General features: G+C 69.0%; 23 protein-coding genes. 12 read left to right on the forward strand and 11 right to left on the reverse strand.

Annotated elements, in window-relative coordinates; genetic code table 11:
• Positions 1-35: 35 nt before the first annotated feature.
• Together AC1DBQ_RS03590 and AC1DBQ_RS03595 are read right to left on the reverse strand one after the other, a co-directional pair.
• On the reverse strand, positions 36-857 hold the full coding sequence (locus AC1DBQ_RS03590; protein ID WP_476927200.1) for an SRPBCC family protein: 822 nt from the start codon (positions 855-857) through the stop codon (positions 36-38).
• The gene (locus AC1DBQ_RS03595; protein WP_476927201.1) at positions 854-1,300 is read right to left on the reverse strand and encodes a universal stress protein; all 447 of its coding nucleotides are present in this window, start codon (positions 1,298-1,300) and stop codon (positions 854-856) included. The genes AC1DBQ_RS03590 and AC1DBQ_RS03595 overlap by 4 nt, the downstream gene beginning before the upstream one ends.
• A 198-nt stretch (positions 1,301-1,498) precedes the next feature.
• On the opposite strand from AC1DBQ_RS03595, the gene AC1DBQ_RS03600 reads away from it, so the two are divergent.
• Together AC1DBQ_RS03600 and AC1DBQ_RS03605 are read left to right on the forward strand one after the other, a co-directional pair.
• Complete coding sequence (locus AC1DBQ_RS03600; protein ID WP_476927202.1) at positions 1,499-2,371, forward strand: NAD-dependent epimerase/dehydratase family protein; 873 nt, start codon at positions 1,499-1,501, stop codon at positions 2,369-2,371.
• Positions 2,372-2,424: 53 nt separating this feature from the next.
• Positions 2,425-3,456 (forward strand): aldo/keto reductase, encoded by a 1,032-nt coding sequence (locus AC1DBQ_RS03605; RefSeq protein ID WP_476927203.1) that lies wholly within the window; start codon positions 2,425-2,427, stop codon positions 3,454-3,456.
• Positions 3,457-3,542: 86 nt separating this feature from the next.
• On the opposite strand, the gene AC1DBQ_RS03610 is transcribed toward AC1DBQ_RS03605, so the two are convergent.
• A complete protein-coding gene (locus AC1DBQ_RS03610; RefSeq protein WP_091256002.1) occupies positions 3,543-3,752 on the reverse strand; it encodes a hypothetical protein in 210 nt (69 codons plus the stop codon).
• 348 nt (positions 3,753-4,100) lie between these two features.
• Between AC1DBQ_RS03610 and AC1DBQ_RS03615 the strand changes: the two genes are divergently transcribed.
• On the forward strand, positions 4,101-4,883 hold the full coding sequence (locus AC1DBQ_RS03615; protein WP_476927204.1) for a phosphatase PAP2 family protein: 783 nt from the start codon (positions 4,101-4,103) through the stop codon (positions 4,881-4,883).
• 23 nt (positions 4,884-4,906) lie between these two features.
• On the opposite strand, the gene AC1DBQ_RS03620 is transcribed toward AC1DBQ_RS03615, so the two are convergent.
• Positions 4,907-5,194, reverse strand: coding sequence for a MerR family transcriptional regulator (locus AC1DBQ_RS03620; RefSeq protein ID WP_091256005.1), 288 nt, complete (start codon positions 5,192-5,194; stop codon positions 4,907-4,909).
• A gap of 138 nt (positions 5,195-5,332) precedes the next feature.
• Here AC1DBQ_RS03620 and AC1DBQ_RS03625 point away from each other — a divergent pair, with 138 nt between their 5' ends.
• The 3 genes from AC1DBQ_RS03625 (at position 5,333) to AC1DBQ_RS03635 (ending at position 6,700) form a co-directional block, all read left to right on the forward strand.
• On the forward strand, positions 5,333-5,761 hold the full coding sequence (locus tag AC1DBQ_RS03625; protein WP_272914140.1) for an Hsp20/alpha crystallin family protein: 429 nt from the start codon (positions 5,333-5,335) through the stop codon (positions 5,759-5,761).
• A gap of 66 nt (positions 5,762-5,827) precedes the next feature.
• Positions 5,828-6,244, forward strand: a complete 417-nt coding sequence (locus AC1DBQ_RS03630; protein WP_476927205.1) for a J domain-containing protein — start codon at positions 5,828-5,830, stop codon at positions 6,242-6,244.
• Between the two features lie 66 nt (positions 6,245-6,310).
• Positions 6,311-6,700, forward strand: a complete 390-nt coding sequence (locus tag AC1DBQ_RS03635) for a hypothetical protein (protein ID WP_476927206.1) — start codon at positions 6,311-6,313, stop codon at positions 6,698-6,700.
• An 18-nt stretch (positions 6,701-6,718) separates the two neighbouring features.
• On the opposite strand, the gene AC1DBQ_RS03640 is transcribed toward AC1DBQ_RS03635, so the two are convergent.
• Positions 6,719-7,288 (reverse strand): TspO/MBR family protein, encoded by a 570-nt coding sequence (locus AC1DBQ_RS03640; protein ID WP_476927207.1) that lies wholly within the window; start codon positions 7,286-7,288, stop codon positions 6,719-6,721.
• 122 nt (positions 7,289-7,410) lie between these two features.
• Between AC1DBQ_RS03640 and AC1DBQ_RS03645 the strand changes: the two genes are divergently transcribed.
• A complete protein-coding gene (locus AC1DBQ_RS03645; protein WP_476927208.1) occupies positions 7,411-8,943 on the forward strand; it encodes a GH1 family beta-glucosidase in 1,533 nt (510 codons plus the stop codon).
• A 36-nt stretch (positions 8,944-8,979) separates the two neighbouring features.
• On the opposite strand, the gene AC1DBQ_RS03650 is transcribed toward AC1DBQ_RS03645, so the two are convergent.
• The 3 genes from AC1DBQ_RS03650 to AC1DBQ_RS03660 all read right to left on the reverse strand — a co-directional run bounded on the left by AC1DBQ_RS03650 (position 8,980) and on the right by AC1DBQ_RS03660 (position 11,843).
• Positions 8,980-10,047 carry an App1 family protein gene (locus tag AC1DBQ_RS03650; RefSeq protein ID WP_476927209.1) on the reverse strand — a complete coding sequence of 356 codons (1,068 nt, stop codon included), beginning with the start codon at positions 10,045-10,047 and terminating at the stop codon, positions 8,980-8,982.
• 105 nt (positions 10,048-10,152) lie between these two features.
• Entirely contained in the window at positions 10,153-10,911 is a 759-nt protein-coding gene (locus AC1DBQ_RS03655; RefSeq protein ID WP_476927210.1) for a DUF72 domain-containing protein, read from the reverse strand.
• A 50-nt stretch (positions 10,912-10,961) separates the two neighbouring features.
• A complete protein-coding gene (locus AC1DBQ_RS03660; protein ID WP_476927211.1) occupies positions 10,962-11,843 on the reverse strand; it encodes an aldo/keto reductase in 882 nt (293 codons plus the stop codon).
• A gap of 221 nt (positions 11,844-12,064) precedes the next feature.
• On the opposite strand from AC1DBQ_RS03660, the gene AC1DBQ_RS03665 reads away from it, so the two are divergent.
• The gene (locus AC1DBQ_RS03665) at positions 12,065-13,936 is read left to right on the forward strand and encodes a glycoside hydrolase family 15 protein (protein ID WP_476927212.1); all 1,872 of its coding nucleotides are present in this window, start codon (positions 12,065-12,067) and stop codon (positions 13,934-13,936) included.
• 266 nt (positions 13,937-14,202) lie between these two features.
• Positions 14,203-14,511: a hypothetical protein gene (locus tag AC1DBQ_RS03670; RefSeq protein WP_476927213.1), complete on the forward strand. Its 309-nt coding sequence runs from the start codon at positions 14,203-14,205 to the stop codon at positions 14,509-14,511.
• 63 nt (positions 14,512-14,574) lie between these two features.
• On the opposite strand, the gene AC1DBQ_RS03675 is transcribed toward AC1DBQ_RS03670, so the two are convergent.
• Positions 14,575-15,489, reverse strand: coding sequence for a CHAD domain-containing protein (locus AC1DBQ_RS03675; protein WP_476927214.1), 915 nt, complete (start codon positions 15,487-15,489; stop codon positions 14,575-14,577).
• Between the two features lie 63 nt (positions 15,490-15,552).
• On the opposite strand from AC1DBQ_RS03675, the gene AC1DBQ_RS03680 reads away from it, so the two are divergent.
• The 3 genes from AC1DBQ_RS03680 to AC1DBQ_RS03690 all read left to right on the forward strand — a co-directional run bounded on the left by AC1DBQ_RS03680 (position 15,553) and on the right by AC1DBQ_RS03690 (position 17,544).
• Entirely contained in the window at positions 15,553-15,900 is a 348-nt protein-coding gene (locus AC1DBQ_RS03680) for a hypothetical protein (protein ID WP_476927215.1), read from the forward strand.
• Between the two features lie 132 nt (positions 15,901-16,032).
• Positions 16,033-16,794, forward strand: a complete 762-nt coding sequence (locus tag AC1DBQ_RS03685; protein WP_476927216.1) for an SDR family oxidoreductase — start codon at positions 16,033-16,035, stop codon at positions 16,792-16,794.
• Positions 16,795-16,920: 126 nt separating this feature from the next.
• Entirely contained in the window at positions 16,921-17,544 is a 624-nt protein-coding gene (locus tag AC1DBQ_RS03690) for a dihydrofolate reductase family protein (protein WP_476927217.1), read from the forward strand.
• Between the two features lie 17 nt (positions 17,545-17,561).
• Here AC1DBQ_RS03690 and AC1DBQ_RS03695 read toward each other — a convergent pair whose 3' ends face one another.
• Together AC1DBQ_RS03695 and AC1DBQ_RS03700 are read right to left on the reverse strand one after the other, a co-directional pair.
• Positions 17,562-17,981, reverse strand: coding sequence for a sterol carrier family protein (locus tag AC1DBQ_RS03695; protein WP_476927218.1), 420 nt, complete (start codon positions 17,979-17,981; stop codon positions 17,562-17,564).
• Between the two features lie 153 nt (positions 17,982-18,134).
• Positions 18,135-19,151 carry an asparaginase gene (locus AC1DBQ_RS03700; RefSeq protein ID WP_344366663.1) on the reverse strand — a complete coding sequence of 339 codons (1,017 nt, stop codon included), beginning with the start codon at positions 19,149-19,151 and terminating at the stop codon, positions 18,135-18,137.
• Positions 19,152-19,162: the final 11 nt, after the last annotated feature.

Genomic DNA, 19,162 nt, shown 5'->3' on the forward strand with positions numbered 1-19,162 from the left:
AACACGGGCGCTGGAAATCGCAGCCGCTTGAGGAATCAGGCGCCGCGCGTCTTGCCGTGACCCCGGCCGCGGGCCTTGCCGTAACGCCCGCCGCGCGCGTTGGCCCGGCTTTCGGCCCTGGCGCGGATGCCGAGGAGCATCCGCCGCTCCATGACGAACTGCACGGGCTCCAGCAACGGGCGGAGCACCAGGCCCGCGGCCAGGGGTGAGTAGTCGTACCGGGTGCGGGACACGAGCCGGCTGGCATGGGGGCCCGCAGGCCGCAGCACGAACGTCCACCCCGCCTCCAGCCAGGGCCCGGCGGGAGGCGCACCGGCCGGTGACACCCGCCCGGTCCGCAGATCGATGGTTCCGCCAAGGCCCAGCACTGCCCGGGACTGGAGAAGCCTGACCGGCAGGCCGCCGTCGCGGGAAAGTGGAATGATGTCACCGACCTCCAGATGCTGCAGGTCCGGCAGAATCCTGTCCGCGCTGTGGATGCCAAGGCCCGCGKCGTTCTCGAGCCAGTCGTAGGAGTACATGCCGCCGCGGCCGGCGCCCAACTGGACAAGCCACGGCCAGACGTCTGATACCGGGGCCGCGATGGTGACGGCCCGGGTACTTTGCATGCGCGGCGCGGGCACGATCTCGTCCCCGGGCAGCGGCCCGGCGGCTTCCTGGGTGGTGGCTCCCCAGCGCAGGAGCCTAGGCCGGACGGCCAGGACGTATGCGGCACCCGCCGCCGCAGCAGCAAGCGMCGCGAGCGGTCCGCGGATCCGGGGCGGAATGTGCGGGCCGCTCAGGCGAGGGACCCCAGCCGGCGCTGTGCCAGCACGGGCGGTCCTGCGGGGTGCCGGTGCGGGGCCGGCGCGGTTCATCCCGTGGTCCGGTCCCTCAGGTCGTCCGCGCTCTGGCCGACCACCAGCACCGGGCAGTGGGCATGGGCCACGCAGGCCCCGCTCACCGAGCCCATGACCTGATGGAGGAAACCGCCCTTCCCGCGCCTGCCCACCACGAGCAGCTGGGCGTTCTTGCTTTCGTCGATGAGGGCCTTGGCCGGCGCCCCGAACTTGACCGAGCGCGTAAGTCCTTCCGGACGGGAGTCCCCGAAGGCACGTTCCAGCGCCTGGTCCACGAGGCGTTTGGCGGTCTCTTCCAGCTGCGCGGTGGTGGGCGTGCTCTCCTCCGGCAGGTGGGACGCCAGGAAGAAGTCAGAGGTGCCCAGGCACGTGATGACCTCCAACGGGACGTTCAGACTCGTCGACATGCGCCCGGCGAGGCGGAGCGCCGTCGTCGAAAACTCGGATCCGTCCACGCCCACGACAATGCGCTGATCACCGTTMATGGCCCCCAGCCTGCCCCCTGCTTCCGGGACTGCCTAGGGCCGAAAGTCACGCGGGGCTGGGCAGAGCACCCGGCTCCCCTTAGGGTGGAACGGTGACTGCCGGCGCCGGACCTGGGGCCGGAGCCCGTGCCGGACCATGACGGTCTGCAGATCCTGCCACCCGAGGAGTTCCTGATGAGAGTTGCTGTTACCGGAGGAAGCGGAAAGCTGGGACGGAGCGTCGTCCGACGGCTGAGCGAGGACGGCCACGATGTGACCAACCTGGACCGGACGGGCGCGCGCAGCCCCGGGTTCACGGAGGTGGACCTGCGCAACTACGGCCAGGTGGTGGACGTGTTCCTGGGCCTGGAGGACCGCCACACCGGCTTTGACGCCGTGGTGCACCTGGCCGCGATTCCCGCCCCGGGGCATGCCCCCGATGCCGCCACGTTCGAGAACAACATGCAGTCCACCTACAACGTGTTCCAGGCCGCCCGCCGTGCCGGGATCAAGAAAATTGTCTACGCCTCCAGCGAGACGGTACTGGGGCTGCCCTTCGACGTCGACCCTCCCTACATTCCGGTGGACGAGGAATACCCGGCCCGGCCGGAAAGCACCTACTCCCTGGTCAAACACCTCGAGGAGCAGATGGCCATCCAGCTGACCCGCTGGGACCCGGAACTGAGCATCACGGGCCTGCGGTTCTCCAATGTGATGGACCCGGAGGACTACGAGGAGTTCCCCTCCTTTGACCACGACGCGACCCTGCGCAAATGGAACCTCTGGGGCTACATCGACGGCCGCGACGGCGCCCAGGCCGTGGCCCGCGCCCTGGCGCACGGCAAGCCCGGCTTCGAGGCCTTCATCATCGCCAACGCCGACACCGTGATGAGCCGTTCCAGCGCCAGCCTGGCCGCCGAGGTCTTCCCCGACGTCAAAGTGGTCAAGGAGCTTGGCGAGCACGAAACCATGCTCTCGATCGACAAAGCCAAACGCCTCCTCGGCTACGCGCCCGAGCACACGTGGCGGACCTACCACTCGAACCGGACCACCCCGACCGAAGACTGAAGCACCCGCGACTGACGAAGCCGGGACCAATCCACCGACCACTGAGGAGTTCCATGCACTACCGCACCCTGGGCAACAGCGGCGCCGTCGTCTCGACCTATGCGCTGGGCACCATGACCTTTGGCGCCGAAGCCACCGAGGAGCAGTCCCGCGCCATCCTGGATGACTACTTCGCGGCCGGCGGMAATTTCATCGATACCGCGGACGTTTATAGCTCGGGGGTGTCGGAGGAAATCATCGGCCGCTGGCTGGCCGACCGGGCAGACGTCCGGGACAGGGCCGTCGTGGCCACGAAAGGCCGCTTCCCGATGGGCCAGGCCCCCAACGACGTCGGGACCTCCCGCCGCCACCTGGTCCGGGCGCTGGATGACTCGCTGCGTCGGCTCGGCGTGGAGCAGATCGACCTCTATCAGCTGCATGCGTGGGACCCGATCACTCCGCTGGAGGAGACCCTCCGGTTCCTGCACGACGCCGTCACCAGCGGCAAGATCGCGTACTACGGCTTCTCCAACTTCCTGGGCTGGCAGCTGACCAAGGCCGTCCACGTAGCGAAGGCCCAGGGCTGGAGTGCCCCCGTGACGCTGCAGCCGCAGTACAGCCTGCTGGTCCGCGAGATCGAATCGGAGATCGTTCCGGCCTCGCTCGACGCCGGGATCGGGCTGCTGCCGTGGTCGCCTTTGGGCGGCGGCTGGCTGTCCGGCAAATACAAGCGCGACCAGCCGCCCGCCGGGGCCACCCGCCTCGGCGAAAATCCGAATCGGGGGATGGAGGCGTGGGAGGCCCGCAACGCCGACCCGCGCACCTGGGACGTGATTGCAGAAGTCGAGGAAACCGCCGGCCGGCACGGCGTGAGCCCGTCCCAGGTGGCCCTGGCCTGGCTGGCGGACCGGCCGGCTGTCACCTCGGTGATCCTGGGCGCCCGGACCGTCGAGCAGCTCGCGGACAACCTGGCAGCGGCGGACCTCCGGCTCACCGCGGCGGAAACAGAGCGGCTGACCGAGGTCAGCGGGCCGCGCGTCGGCGTCTATCCGTACGGGCCGATGGCCCAGGAGCAGCGCAGCCGGAAGCTCGAGGGCGGCCGCTAAAGAACAAACGCGGGGTCATTTCCCGCCCGCCAGCAGTGGACGGGCGGGAAATGACCCCGCGTTGTGGTGTTCCGGTGAAATCCGGCTCAGTGAACGAGCTCGCGGGTCATGCCGAAGGGCACCTGGTCGGACAGGGCCGCCGTGTAGTGGCCCGGCCTGTGCCGCGTCAGCAGGATGCCGTGGGTTCCGGCGGTCATCGCGAGCCGCTGAAGGCCGAGGACGGCGTCGTTGAGTCGGTCGTCGAGGACTTTGCGGCTGTCGACCTGGATCTCAATGGTCGGGGTAACTTGGGTCATAGCACAGTCTTTCTTGGAGTTCTTTTCTTGGCCCCAATAGTTGAATGGACAATAACGTCATATTTATCCGGGCGTCAAGTCGCCGGACGGCGACTTCCGGTCCTTAAAATGGGGTCCGGGGGAGCGCCGCGGCCTGGACCTGCGGATCCTTTTCCACCCGGGACCTTCGGCACTGGACAGATTCCGCGCGAGGCGAACGGGCTAAATGGCTGCCGGAGCGCCTGCCCGGACCCCCGAAGAGACGGCCGTTAAGAGCCCCGCCCGGATATTCTGCGTATCGAATGCCGGACAACGGGGATAATCTTCTGCAGAGAATGTCCACAAACGGCGCAAAGGCGGCACGGCACCATGGCAGAAGCACAATCGGATAAGTCGCAGGGCCGGTGGCGGACCTTCMACGAGAAGTTCGTCGTCGAGGAACGGTTCATGAGCGTGTCGGCGCGCCGGAATCTCTACCGCACCGCCGTCGGGCTCATGATCGTCGGCGTCGTCCTGTTCGTCGTGATCCTGACAGGTGTCCTGCAGCATGGCGGCATCTCGGCGGCCGACGAGCCCGTGCGGTCCTGGCTCGTGACCCTGCGCGGCGAACCCGCAACCACCATCATGATCATCCTGGCGATCGTGTTCGGCCCCATCGGCCTGCCGATCATCGTCCTGATCGTCACCGTGGCCTGGGGATTGGCCGCCAAGCATGCATGGCGGCCCATGCTCCTGGCCGGCGCCATGCTGACCGGCGTGATCCTGGCGCAGGTCATTGGCCGKATCGTGGAGCGCCACCGCCCTCCGGTGGACCTGATGCTCTTCGGCGCCGACACCACCTTTTCCTTTCCGTCCGGCCATGTCCTGGGCGCGTGCGATTTTCTGCTGGTGACCACGTACCTGGTCTTTTCGCGCCGGAAGAACCCGCGGTCGGCCATCATCGCCTTCATCGTGGCGGGGATCGGGATCTTCTTCGCGGCAGTCAGCCGCCTCTACCTCGGCTACCACTGGATGACCGATGCCCTGGGCGCCTTCTCGATCTCGCTCGTGGTGCTGGGCGGGGTCATTGCGCTGGATACCTGGCGGACGGCCCGGATTCCGGGGGAGCGGATCACCGGAACGCTGTCCACCGCCKACGCCGGCACCGACTAAGCCCGGGCACGGACTAAGCCCCGTTAGCGGCTGCGCGCCCGTTTGAGTTCGGCGCGCAGCCGCGCATTGGCGGCCTCGAGTTCCATCACCTTGGCCACCCCGGCCAGGTTCAGGCCCTCTTCCAGGAGTTCGCCGATCCGCCGCAGCACCGCGAGATCAGCATCGCTGTACTGCCGTGTGCCGCCCGCGGTGCGGTCCGGGGTGAGCAGTCCCCGCCGCTCGTAGAGCCGGATGTTCTGCTGTCCCGTGCCCACCAGATGTGCCACCACGGAGATGGCGTAAAGACCTGCCTCCGACCCGCTCTCCGCCATGGTCTTCCTCCCGTTCCTGCGATTCCCCCCTTGCAGCAGTGTGTCACCGGTGCTATAAAAAATCTATATCCGTCACTACAGAAAAACAGTGACGKGTGATGGAGAAAATGGAGCCAACTCGCGCTGAAGGAGTGGGAAATGATGTTAATTCGGACGGACCCGTTCCGTGACTTTGACCGGTTCGCCCAGCAGGTCTTCGGAACGACGGCGCGCCCCGCCGCCATGCCCATGGACGCGTGGCAGGAGGACGGCGAATTCGTCGTCGCCTTTGACCTCCCGGGCGTCAACGTCGACTCGATCGGGCTCGATATTGAACGCAACGTCCTGACGGTCCGGGCGGAACGGCGGGACCCCGTGCAGCCCAATGTGGAACTGACGGTCTCCGAACGCCCCCGCGGTGTTTTCAGCCGCCAACTGATCCTGGGCGAGACCCTGGACACCGAGAACGTCAAGGCCCATTACGCCGACGGTGTCCTGACCCTCCGCGTTCCCGTGAAGGAACAAGCCAAGCCGCGGAAGATTGAAATTACCCATTCGCAGGACAACCTGCAGGAGATCGGCAAATAGTCCCGGGAGCCTGCGCCGAGCCTCAGGCCCGGCGCAGGCTCCGGCTTCACACGGCGGAGCCCAAGAATGCCCTCGAACAACCCCGACCACCGCGGCTACTATGCACTCCTGCACGTGTCTCCGGACGCGAGCCGGCAGGAGATCGGCCGCGCCTTTCGGGCGCTGATGCGCCGGCACCATCCCGACGCCGGAAGCTCCGGGGCCGGTCGCGGTACCGGCGATTCCGGCGCCGGCGAGGTGAGCGCGATCCTGGACGCCTTCGCCGTGCTGCGGGACCCGAGGACCCGGGCGGACTACGACGCCGGCGGCCGCCGGGCGGCCGGCACGGCCGGCACGGCCGGCACGTCGACGAGCGGGGCCGGACACGGCGGCCGTGACATCCCGGTGCGCATTATCCGGCGCCGGGAACCGCTTCTGCGGGTGTTCCCCGTCCGCTGGGAACCAGAGCACCGCCGGGAGCAGCCCCCATACAGAGGTCACTGACCAGGGGTTACTGGCCTGGCCGCCGACCCCAATCATCAGCCACTCCCACGTAGGAGGAGAACGTCCATGAGCGCATGGCGCCGTTACGATTCACACCTGATGCCGGTGTTCCACKAACGCTTCGAGAAGCGCTGGGGCCAAGGCACGGCACCGTTMCTGGATCCGGAGGCGCACGAGGCCCCGCTGCCCCGGGCCCAATGGATCAACGTCGATACCGGCRCGGCGCTGGCGGTGGTTCCGGTCTGGACCGCCGAGGACAACCAGCACCGTTCCTTTGGCGTGTTCTACCTGCCGCCCGCGGGTGATATCTGGGTGCTGCGGCCCGGCTYCACCGAGTACCTGGAGCCTTCGGCGGACGAGGCTGAGCAGCTTGTCGGCCTGCGGAACGACGCTTTCCGTAAGGCGGTGGCTCACGCCAAGGACTTCCTCTTCGGGCCGGAGACGTCGGTTTTCTGAGCCGCCGGGGGGCCGGGCTCAGTTGTTGGCGGCCGCATAGACGTTGAGGCTGCAGGAGAACACGATCCACGAGACGTAGGGCAGCATGAGCAGGCCTGCCGCCCGGCTGGCGAGGCCGAACAGGACAGTGGTTGCCGAAGCGGCCACGGCGTGCGCCACGATGACCAGGAGGGCAAGCCAGAGGGCTGCCGTGCCGATCATCGGATACATGCCGAAGAACAGCGGCGCCCAGGCCAGGTTCAGGAGCAGGAGGATGCCGTAGACCGTCATGGCGCCGTTGTGCTGCCCGGCGTCCGGCGCGGATTTCACCCCGGCGCCCGGCCCGGAGCGCTGCCGCCATACCAGCCATGCAGCCACGGGCATAGCCGTGTAAAGCATCATCCAGACCGATCCGAAGGCCCAGCCCGGCGGAGTCCACGGAGCCTTGTCCGCCGCCGCGTACCAGCCACCGGCGTTGCTGATGATGACCCGCGAGGCCAGGTAGGCCACCGCGTGKGAAACCGCGAGGAAACCGACGAGGACCGCACCCTGCCGGCGCGGCCCGGGCCGTGCCGGCGGCCGGCGGTCGGCGGCGTGTTCAATTTTCACGTGCACGGATCAACACTGGCCAATGCCCCGGCGTCCGTCAAACCGGCGAGGTCGTGGCGCCCGCTMCTGGGGGAGGCCTAAGATCAGTCAACCACCACAGAAACTACACAGGGGTACTGTCGATGAACGCTTCCGCCAAGGAGTTGGCCGCCCTTCTTCCGCCCGGCTTTACCTTGGGCGTGGCGACGTCCGCCTTCCAGATCGAGGGCGCGCTCGATGAGGACGGCCGCGGCCCCTCCGGGTGGGACGTCTTCGCCGCGAAGCCCGGAGCGATCGTGGAGGACCAGAGCCCCGCGGTCTCCTGCGACCACTACCACCGGATGCCCGAGGACGTGGCCCTCATGAGAGACCTCGGGATCGATTCCTACCGGTTCTCGCTGTCCTGGCCCCGGATCCAGCCCGGCGGCAGCGGACCCGTGAACCCCGCCGGGCTGGGCTTCTATGACCGGCTGATCGACCTGTTGCTTGAAAACGGTATTTCCCCCATGGCCACTGTCTACCATTGGGACACCCCGTTGCCGCTGGAGGAGGCCGGCGGCTGGATGAACCGGGACACGGCGTACCGGCTGGGCGAGTTCGCCGCMATCGCCGCGGCCGCCTTCGGGGACCGCGTAGACCGCTGGGTGACGGTCAACGAGCCTGCCACCGTCACCACAAACGGCTACGCCCTGGGCATGCACGCGCCCGGCGAAGAGCTCATGCTCAAGGCACTGCCCAGCGTGCACCACCAGCTGCTGGGCCACGGCCTGGCGCTCCAGGCGCTGCGTGCGGCCAAGGTGCGCGGTGAAATCGGCGTGACCAACGTCTACTCGCCGATGGTCCCCGCCACCGCCAACCCGCTGGACAAGCTCAGCGCCGGACTCATGGACGTGGCACAGAACCGGCTCTACGCGGATCCCGTGCTGCTCGGCAAGTACCCCGACGTCATCAGGGCAGCCACGTTCTTCTCCTCCTCGTTCAGCCCCTCCAGCGAGGACATGGACCTGATCTCCCAGCCTTTGGATTTCTACGGCCTGAACTACTACATGCCCACCCGTGTCGGCTCGGGCCCGGGCGAGGGGGCCGTGCCGCCGGGCATGGCGGAGGCCATGGGGGATGACCTCAGCGGGACGCCCGGGGCGCCCTTCCACATTGCGTCGTTCCCGGACACGGAGCACACGGCCTACGGCTGGCCGGTCAAGCCTGAATACATGGCCGTCGCACTGGCCGAGATGGCCGAGCGCTACCCGGACCTTCCGCCGGTCTACATCACCGAGGGCGGGGCGAGCTTCGAGGACGTCGTGGTCCGGGACACCGCGGCGGACCGGCGGATCATTCCGGATGAGCGCCGCTTACGGTACCTGGCGGACCACCTCGGTACGGCTCTGGAAGCCACACGTCCCGGTGGCGCCGCAGAGTCCGTGGACCTTCGCGGCTATTACGTGTGGTCCCTCATGGACAACTTCGAGTGGTCCGCCGGGTACAAGCAGCCATTCGGCCTGGTCCACGTCGATTTCGACACCCAGGTCCGCACGCCGAAGGCCTCGTACTACTGGCTGCAGGAGGTGATCGCGGCCCGGAACGCGGCGTCCGCCGCGCACGGGCCCGGGGCCGCCGCCGCCGTCGGACAGCAGGAGCCAGCCGCCGACGTCGAACCGCCCCGCCCGGCKGGCTGAGGCCCTTACCCGGATCAACGTCAGCGCAGACCTACCTCAGAGCAGGTCCAGGTCCTGCAGGCCTTTGGCGAGTCCGGCGCCATCGGGAGAGTAGATCCAGGGAACGGAGGATCCCGAGTGGTCACCGGAATCGGAGTGGCCGCCGGCAAAGACGGCCTCGCTGGCCGAAAGCTGCCGGATCCCGATCGCGGCCACCCGGTCCGGGTGCTCCTGGGCGAAGCCGGAGTAGATTTCTTCATCGTGCTGGCCGTTGTCGCCGAACAGCAGCCAGCGCATGTTCGGAAACTCCTGGGCCAGGAGTTCAAGGTTCCGCCGCTTGTGTTCCTGGCCGCTGCGGAACCAGCGGTCGTGGGTCAGGCCCCAGTCCGTGAGCAGCAGGGCGCCCGAGGGATAGAGGTTCCGGGCGATGAAGCGGGCCAGGGTGGGCGCCGCGTTCCACGGCCCGGTGGACAGGTACAGCACCGGGGCCTCGGGGTGCTCAACCTTGAGCCGGTCCATCAGAACAGCCATGCCGGGCGTCGCCATCCGGGCACGCTCGTTCAGGACGAAGGTATTCCACAGGGCCAGGAAAGGCCGCGGGAGCGCCGTGACCATGATCGTGTCGTCAATGTCCGAGACAATGCCCAGCCTGGTGTCCGCTGAGATCACGAAAATCCTGGCCTCGACCGGTTCCGTTCCCTCGGCCCGCAGAGTGGCCGTATGCCAGCCCGGGGTCAACGCCACGGGAACCACGGTGTCGACCAGGCCGCCGCGGTCCGCATGGACGCGGGTGGTGACGCCGCCGAGCCGGATCTCCACCTCGGTGAACTGGACGGGGACGCTTGTGAAGGCGCGCCAGCCGCGGAAGTTCTGGTTGCCGTTCTGGACAAGTCGTTCTGCCTTGCTGCCGGGCACGGGCTTGCTGGTTAGGACCACCCGGCCAAGGACCCGGACCCACTCGGTGGAGCCGTAGCCCTGATAGGCGACGGTCTGCGGGATGAACTTCCAGCGTCGGGCCGTCTTGAGGCGCAGCCCATTGACGGTGTCCGACACCCAGTGGGCGAGCCGAAAGGCCCTGGTGCCGGACACGGGCCGCTGATGCGCTGGTTGTGACGCCAATTCCATGCCCCCACTCTCCCACAGCGCCGGACTCCCGCCGTGCGTGTGACTAGCCCGAGGCGGTAGTACCGCGACGGCGGTCCCGGAGCCGGACGCGCCGCGACGCACGGCCTACCAGGGAAGCGACTGGCCCAACAGCCGGCGCAGCGCGGCGGCGTTGCGCACGGCGTTGCCGCCGCCGTCGTTGTTGAAATAGGCGAAGACGTCCTTGCCGTCCGCCCGCCATTCGCCAATTCGCGCAGCCCACCACTGCAGGTCCTCGTCCGGGTATGAACCGGCGTAGAGGGCGTCGCGGTCCGGGCCGTGCAGCCGGATGTAGACGAACGGGGCCGTCGCGCGCAGGACGCACGGCAGCCCGGCACCGCTCATGATGCAGTACGCCGCGCCGTGCCGCTCCAGCAGGGCGTACACGCCGGCGTCGTCCCAGCTCGGGTGGCGGAACTCCACACTGACGCGGATCCACTCGGGCAGCGCAGCGAGAAAATAGTCCAGCCGGGCGTCATCCCGCCCGAAGCCCGGCGGCAGCTGGACGAGCAGGACGGCCCGCTTGTCGCCGAGTTCGTGCCAGCACCGGGTGATGCGCTCCACCCACGCCTCCGGGGCGTAGAGCTTCTTGCCGTGGGTCAGGCCGCGCGGGGCTTTGACGGACATGGCAAAGCCATCGGGCAGGCGGCGCCGCCAGCCGGCGAACGCGTCCTCCCTGGGCCAGCGGTAGAAGCTGGCGTTCAGTTMCACGGTGTCGAAGCGGGCCGCGTAGTGCGCCAGCCTGTCCCGGGCCGGCAGTCCCGGCGGGTAAAGGACCCCCTCCCAATGGTCATAGCTCCAGCCTGACGTCCCGATCCGCACAGTGCCCGTGCGGTCAGTATTCATGTGCTCTGCCATGCCGGTCCGTGCCCCTCCGCTTCCGTGCCCCGGCCCGCCTAGACCTCGCCGGCCCAGTCGCCGGCATGCGCGGCGAACGCCGCCTCCCAGCGTTGCCGCTCGGCGTCGGGCAGCGGCCCGCGCACGACGGYGGCTGCMGCCGCGTCCAGATTGGCCGGCTGCGAGGTTCCGACGATCGCCGTGGAGACGGCGGGGCTGAACGCCGAGAACCGCAGTGCCGTGCCCTGCCAGTCATCGGCCTCCGGCTCCAGGCCCATCTCACGAAGCCGGTCCCAGTACGTCTCGCCGTACACCCCGGTGGGGCGGTCCGCGTGCCGCCACGGCGCGTTGGCCAGGGGGCGCTTGGCAACCACGCCCAGTCCGCTCCGCGCCCCACCGGGCAGCACCTCCCGGAGGGAACGCTGGTCTGCCAGGTTCACGGACGACTGCACGGCGCCGAAGACGTCGGCCGAGGCGGCCCAGGCGAGGGCCTCATTCTCGCCGCTGTACCCCGGCACCCGGACCTTGCCCGCGTCCACGCAGGCAAGCAGCGCCTGCACGGCATCGCCCCGCTCCAGCGCCCCGAGCGGGCAGGAATGCAGGAAGACGACGTCGATCGTGTCAGTGCCGAGCGTGGCCAGCGCCTCGTCGACGCCGCGGGTCACCGCGGTGGCGCTCCAATCCGTGACGCCCTCGACGCCGTAGCCCACCTTTGTGGACAGGACGACGTCGTTGCGGTGCGCCGGGAGCCAGGAGCCGATGCGTTCCTCGGACAACCCGTAGCCCCGGGCTGTGTCGATGAAGTTGATGCCCAGCTCCAGTGCCCGGTCCAGGAGCGCATGGGCCTGGTGTTCTGTCACGTCCTCGTGGCCGATGTGGCCGGCGCCGAAGCCCAGGGCGGAGACCTGCAGTGGCGATGATCCGAAGTTCCGTTTCAGCATGGATGGATCCTAGTCCCGCAGTCCCGGCCTTCGGCAAACCGGGGAGGCCCTGCGCCGCGCCCGCGCAGCACCGGTGAGCACCGGCGTCGTGCGCCGTCAGCAGCGCACGCAGCGCCGCCGTCGTGAGCCGCCGTCGTGCGCTGCCAGCGGACGCCGTCGTCGGGCTCCCTCGTCGCGCCGCCTCCTCGAACCCGGAGAGCCGGTGTGGCACCCTAAGTGTCATGGCACGCATCGAGGATTACGCAATGGTCGRCGATCTGCACACCGCCGCCCTGATCAGTACAGAAGGTTCCATCGACTGGCTCTGCCTGCCGCGTTTCGACTCGCCCGCCTGTTTCAACGCGCTGCTCGACTCGCCCGCGGCCGGACGGTGGCTGTTGGCGCCGGCAGGCGGTGGCGAATGCACCCGGCGCCGCTACCGCGAAGACACCCTGATCCTGGAGACCGAATGGGAGACGCCTGAGGGTGCGGTMAGGATCATTGACTTCATGCCGCCACGTGACGAAGTGGCGGACATCGTGCGGATCGTGGTGGGCGTCCGCGGCACCGTGCGGATGCGGGGCGAGCTGGCGCTGAGGTTTGACTACGGCCACATTGTGCCGTGGGTCCGCCACGACGAGCACGGCATCCACGCCGTTGCCGGGCCTGACGCCGTCTACCTCGTGACCGAGGCGCCTCTGCGCGGCGAGCGGATGCACACGGTCAGCGACTTCACCGTCACGGCCGGGGAGCGCGTTCCCTTCGTGCTGACCTGGAGCCCCAGCCACCTCGCCCGGCCGCGCACCGTGGACCCGGAAGCGGTCCTGGTGTCCACGGAGGAGTTCTGGCACAGCTGGTCTGCCAAGTGCACGATCACCGGGCCGTACCGCGACGCGGTCCAGCGCTCGCTGATCACGCTCAAGGCCTTGACCTTTGCCCCCACCGGCGGCATTGTCGCCKCCGTCACGACGTCCCTGCCGGAGGAGATCGGCGGCACCCGGAACTGGGATTACCGCTTCTGCTGGCTCCGCGACGCCACCCTGACGCTGCAGGCGCTGCTGGCCGCAGGCTACACGCAGGAGGCCGGTGMATGGCGTGACTGGCTGCTCCGCGCCGTCGCCGGGGATCCCGCCGATCTGCAGATCATGTACGGACTCCACGGGGAGCGCCGCTTGCCGGAGACCGAACTTCCCTGGCTGAAGGGGTACGAAAATTCCGCTCCCGTGCGCACCGGGAACGGCGCGGYAGGGCAGCTGCAGCTGGACGTTTGGGGCGAGGTGCTCGATTGCCTGTCCCTGACACGGAACTCCCTGCTGAAGCACACGGACGACGCCTGGGACGTCCAGGTGGCCCTCATGGAACACCTCGAGACGGCATGGCGCCAACCGGACAACGGGTTGTGGGAAATGCGTGGTCCGCAGCGCCACTTCACGCACTCCAAGGTCATGGCATGGGTGGCGGCGGACCGCATGGTCAAGGGTGTCCGGGACTTCGGCCTGACCGGCCCGGCGGACCGCTGGGAGGAGCTGCGTGACACCATCCATGCCGAGGTCATGGCCAACGGGTTCGACGCCGAACGCAACACGTTCGTGCAGTCCTACGGGCGGCCGGAACTGGACGCGAGCCTGCTGCTGCTGCCTCGGGTCGGCTTCCTTCCGCCGGATGATCCGCGCATCATCGGAACCATCGACGCCGTCCAGCGCGAGCTGACGCACGACGGCTTCCTGCGCCGCTACCTGCCAACGGAGAGCGACGACGGGCTTCCCGGCGAGGAAGGGGTGTTCCTGGCGTGCTCCTTCTGGCTGGTGGAGGCCCTGATCGGGGCGGGCCGGCGCCATGAGGCCCGGGAACTGTTCGAACGCCTGCTGGCGCTGCGCAACGACGTCGGACTCCTCAGCGAGGAATGGGGCGTCGAGGCCGGCCGGCAGCTGGGGAACACGCCGCAGGCGTTCAGCCACTTCGCCCTCATCATGAGTGCACTGGAGCTCCATGATGACGGTGTCCGCCGCAGCGACACCCCGCTGGACGCGGGCGGCGCCGCGCGCCACCCCGGACCAGCCGAACACCGCGGGCTGGCGGGACACCCGGCTCACGGCGGGACCCCGCGCCCTTGATCCGCCGCTGAGACGCGCTTAATCCACGTCCGTCAACCGCGCCCCTGAACTGTGCCCGACGTGAATTGTGCCCGACGGCGGGCGCCTGAGCTGCCCGACGGCGGGCGCGTGAGCCGTGCGCCATGGCGTCCCGGCGGCGTTCCGGCGCCCGTCCGGGCGTGCAGCCGGCGGAGCCTTCGGGGCTTTCGCCCGGCCGTCAAGTAAGTATACTTACTAATATCCCGGCACGGGATATGGCGGGGGATACATGGAACGAGGAGTGTGCAATGGCGGGATATTTCGAGCTCGTGGACGCGCCCGAGGGCGGCTACCGCATTCGGATGTTGGACGGTGCGGGMGACCTGATGGCGGTCTCGATCACCTTTCCCAGCAAGAGGGCGGCGGTGGCCGGCGTCGCCCAGGCGCGGGAGATCGCCGGAACCGGCCTGATCAGGGACCGCAGTTCCGATGCCCCGGCCGCCCGGCACGGCTCGACGCCGCGGGTGATACGGCGGGCCCTCGGCACCGCGGGGCGCTCAGCGCCCGCGACCGGCGGATCGCTGGMGGCCGGGAAGAGGGCGCGTGCCCGCCACTGATCGGCGCTGAACGGATGGGGCGCTGAACGGATGGGGCGATGAACCCATTGCCGCGTAGTCCGGCTACCCGTCCCGTGGCCCGGGGAACTTCTTCCAGGCCTTAGCGAAGTCMGCCTCGGCTTGGGCGGCCAACTGGCCCTCGCGGGCGTGCAGCCGCCCGAAGGTGAACCCGGGTTCGCCGCTGCCCGCTGCACGCCGTCCGAGTTCACTCAGCAGGGTCTGTGCCACCACGCTGTCCTGGTGCAGGCCCAGCGCGGTTTGAATGTGCCGCGCCGCCAGGGCCGTCCGGGAAAGCCTTTTCGCGTCCCCTTTCCCGGCCACGGTAGCGGCGAACTCGGCGGCATAGCGCAGACGTTTGGCCGATTTGCGGACCTCGTGCAGACCTTCATCCCGGGACTCGGCTTCAGCGTCGGAAGGGGTACCCGGTCCGCCGGCACGCGGAGCCAGCCCGTCCACCGAGCGCCTGAGCCGTGCCTCATCCTTGGCCACGAGCTTCCGCACAATCTTATGCGGAGGCCGGGAGGCCTTGGCGGTCAGCGGGGCGGCGGTGACAAACTCCGCCAGCCGGCGGAGCAGGAGGGCGTAGCGTTCGCCGTCGAGGGCMACAATCACATTCTTCATGCCCGCGGCGGCGGAGGCATCCAAGGTTTCGTCGATCCGTTCGGCCGCCGGACCGATAACCAGCCCCGGGGGCTCTTCGGCGAGCAGTTCCCTGAGCCGGTCCTGGACCACCGTCGGGTCCCGGGCGGCGCCGAGCACCCCGGAGATCCACTKGAGCTCGGTGCGGACGTCATCAGCGGCGCCGGCGGCAAAGAGGGTTCGTCCCGTGGCCAGCAGCGAACGGAGCCGCCGGGCCGCGACGCGCATCTGGTGGATGGCTTCCGCCTGCCCGGACCTGGCGCCGGGGCCGTGTCGGCGCAACTCGCCCAGTTGTTGTCCCAGATAGGCCTGCAGAACATCCCCCGTGGTGGTCGCCATGCTTTACTGTACTGACTTCCCCGGTGCCCGGACAGAGCCCTTCGTACCGGTTACAGTAGGGCCATGGATCCGCGGGGGAATCGGGACGCCGGCCCTGCCGGAACGCGTCTGCTGGGCCGGCTGGCGGTGCCGCTCGTTGCCCTGGCGATGCTGCTCGCAGGTCTGGTCCTGCTTGCCCAGCCGGTGCCGCAGGAAGACTTTGGCTGGTTCGCCTACGCTCCGCTGGCCGCCCGGCCCGTCGTGCCGCAGGGGCTGGTCTTCATGGGCGCCGAGACCTGGACCGGCGTTGCCCTGATCGGCGCYGGCCTGCTGGTCCTGGCGTTCTGGTCCGGCTACCGCGCTGGCCGGCAGATCCGGGACGGGCGGATCGGGGACGGGCAGATCCGGGACCGCGACGACGACTCCCGCTAGGGCCGCGTCCGCCCGACCTCAGGAGTGGGCCGTTCGCGGCAGTCCGGGCACGCAACACTGCCGTGACCGGCCCACTCGGCGGTAGGCTGGCCGGGCAACGGCGCACGCGCGCACCAGTCGAGGAGGACCCCCATGAGCCAGCACCACAMCCCCGGACGGGTTGCCGTCGTCACCGGAGCCGGATCCGGCATCGGCCGGGCGGTGGCCCGGCTCATGCTGGCCGAGGGCTACCGGGTGGTMCTGGCGGCCCGGCGGGAAGAGCCGCTGCTGGAGACCGCGGCCGGCCACCGCCAGGCGCTCGCGGTACCGTGCGATGTCACCGTCCCCGCCGACGTCGAACGGCTCTTCGCCGCGGCACTGGAGCAGTGGGAGCGGGTGGACGTGCTGTTCAACAACGCCGGCGTGTTCGGCCCCGCCGCCTCGGTGGACGAGATCACGGTGGCGGACTGGAACGCGACCGTAGCGGTAAACCTCACGGGATCCCTCCTCTGCGCCGCCGCCGCCGTCCGTGCCATGAAGGCCCAGTCGCCCCAGGGCGGCCGGATCATCAATAACGGCTCCATCGCGGCCCATTCGCCCCGGCCCAAGACCGTGGCCTACACGGTGACCAAGCACGCGATTACCGGGCTCACCAAGAGCATTGAGCTCGACGGGCGCGGGTTCGGCATCACCTGCGGACAAATCGATATCGGCAATGCGGCCACGGATCTCATGGACGAGATCGGCGTGGGCTCCGGGGCCGTGCAAGCCGACGGCAGCCGCAGGGCCGAGCCGACATTTCCGGTGCAGGACGCCGCCCGGKCCGTGCTGCTCATGGCCGGGATGCCGGCGTCGGCCAATGTGGGATCCCTCGTGGTCACAGCCGCAGGCATGCCGTTCATCGGCCGGGGCTGAGGGGCCGGACGCGCAGCGGGCTCGTGTCGAGCCGCCGATTCCTGTTGCTTCGCAGGGGGATCCTGTGACAGCCTCGAAATGATCCCGTCCCCGGGGCGACGACGGGCGACAGAGAAGGAGCCCGGCATGGGACTCATMCATATCGACCTTTTCACCACACTCGACGGCGTCGCGCAGGCGCCCGGCGGCCCGGACGAGGACGCCGGCGGCGGTTTCGCGTTTGGCGGCTGGCAGGCGCCTCTCTTGGACGAGGTCGTCGGCGAGCAGGTCGAATCCGGGATGGCGGGGATGGACGCGCTGCTGCTGGGGCGCAGGACCTACGACATTTTCGCCGCGTACTGGCCGCACGCGGACGGGAGCATCGCGCGGCTGTTCAACCGTCTCCCGAAGTACGTGGCCTCGCGCCAGACGCCGACCCTCGAGTGGCCCGACTCCGCCCTGCTCGGTCCTGATGTCGTCGCCGCCGTGTGMGAACTTCGCGACCGGCACGCCAACATCCACGTMATCGGCAGTCTTGACTTCGTGCAGACCCTGTTCGCCGAGCGGCTCTTCGATCGGCTCACGCTCTGGGTGTATCCGATCCTCCTCGGCGCTGGAAAGAAGGTCTTCGCCGACGGGGTCGTTCCGACGAACCTCACACTCATCGAGCCGGTCGTCGCCTCACCGAAGGGTGCGGTGCTGCAGCGCTACGCGCTCGCCGATGGCACGCCTGGCGTCGGCGATATGGCGGCACGCAACCAGCACGGCTAGGGAGTGTTTTCCACGCCCTAGAGGGGCAGGAGTGCGGAGAGGTCCGCGCGGAGTCCCGAGGCGGCAACCTTGCCGGCCGCGACGGCATCCGCCCAGCTCAGCTGCCCGCTGACCATCGCCAGCCAGGTGGCGGCGTCGCACTCGATGACGTTCGGGGGAGTGCCGCGCGTGTGCCGCGGCCCCTCGACGCATTGCGTGACGCCGAACGGCGGGACGCGCACTTCCACGGAGTTGCCAGGGGCCCGGGCGGTGACCTCCTCCAGTGAGTAGCGCACCGCCGTCGCGATCGTGCTGCGCGGGACGCTGCCGGCGGCCCCGCTTCCMGGCGCTGTGGCTCCCGGCACTGTTGCTCCCGGCACGGCCGGGGTGGCGTCCTGCCATGCGGCGAGCGCCGCGCGGCCCTCGTCCACGGCGATGCGTCGGCGCGATACGGCCACGTTCCTGCCTCCAGCCTGGCGATGTCACGGCCGCCGCTCGGCGGCCTCCCACCAGCCTATGCCACCGACAGGGACGGCCCGGAAGGGTCCGTGACCGGCCGTGACCGGCCGTCGGGCAGCGTCAGACGGAGCGGACGTCCCAGTCCAGCAGTGTCAGTCCAGCAGTGCCGCGACGGCCCGGCCGAGCCGGATCTTGCCGACGGGGCGTCCGCCGCCCAGGACGGGGTCCACCACTTTGTCCAGAACGCTGGACACTTCGGGGATTTCGACGGCGCCCGAGGCGGCCAGCAGGGTCAGCCCGACGAGGGTCGTGGCCCGGATGTTGCCGTCGAGCATCTTGATGGCGACGGAGACGCCCTGCCGGGTGGCCATGACCAGCACCCCTTCGGCACCGATCTTGGCCAGGATGCCGAGTTCGTCCATGACGATCGTGTTGGTCTGTCCACGGCCCTGGACGGCCCAGGGGTAGTCCAGCATGGAGGTGGCGATCGTGGCGGCGCGCGCGTTGGAGTTCTTGTCGCCCGGAGCCTTGGCCAGCTTCGAGTAGGCCCGGGCCAGACCGGTCAGGGAGACGGCGGCAACCGGTGCGCCGCAGCCGTCGATCCCGAGATGCGCAATGCGTTCGCCGCAGTACTCCTCGATCACGGAGCGGATGCGCTGCTGCAGCGGGTGGTTGGGTTCGAGGTAGCTGTTCTTGTCCCACCCGTTCTCCGTGCACGCCCACAGGAACGCCGCGTGCTTGCCCGAGCAGTTGAAGGCAAGCCTGGACTTGCCGCGCTCGGTCTGGACGAGCCAGTTCCGGGCCGTCTCGTCCTGCGGCCAGTCGGCCGGGCACTGCAGCTGGTCTTCCTTGGCTCCGGCCGCCTTGAGCATGCCTTCCACCACATCCATGTGGTCAAGGGACCCGATGTGGCTGCCGCACGCAATGGCCACCTGGGCACCCCGCAGAGGCACGCCGGACTGCATCGAGGCCAGGGCCTGCAGCGGCTTGAGCGTGGACCGGGCAAAGATGGGGGCGGTGACATCGCCGAGCTCGATCACCACGGTTCCGTCCGCGGCCATCACCACAGCCGAACCGATGTGGCGGGACTCCACGAAGCCGCTGCGTTCGATGACTGCCAGTTCGACGGCGGAGTCGACTGTGAAAGTTGCATGCGGGTTCAAAGCCATGCAGCAAGTGT

It is taken from the genome of Arthrobacter sp. 10T413_2, assembly GCF_056394205.1.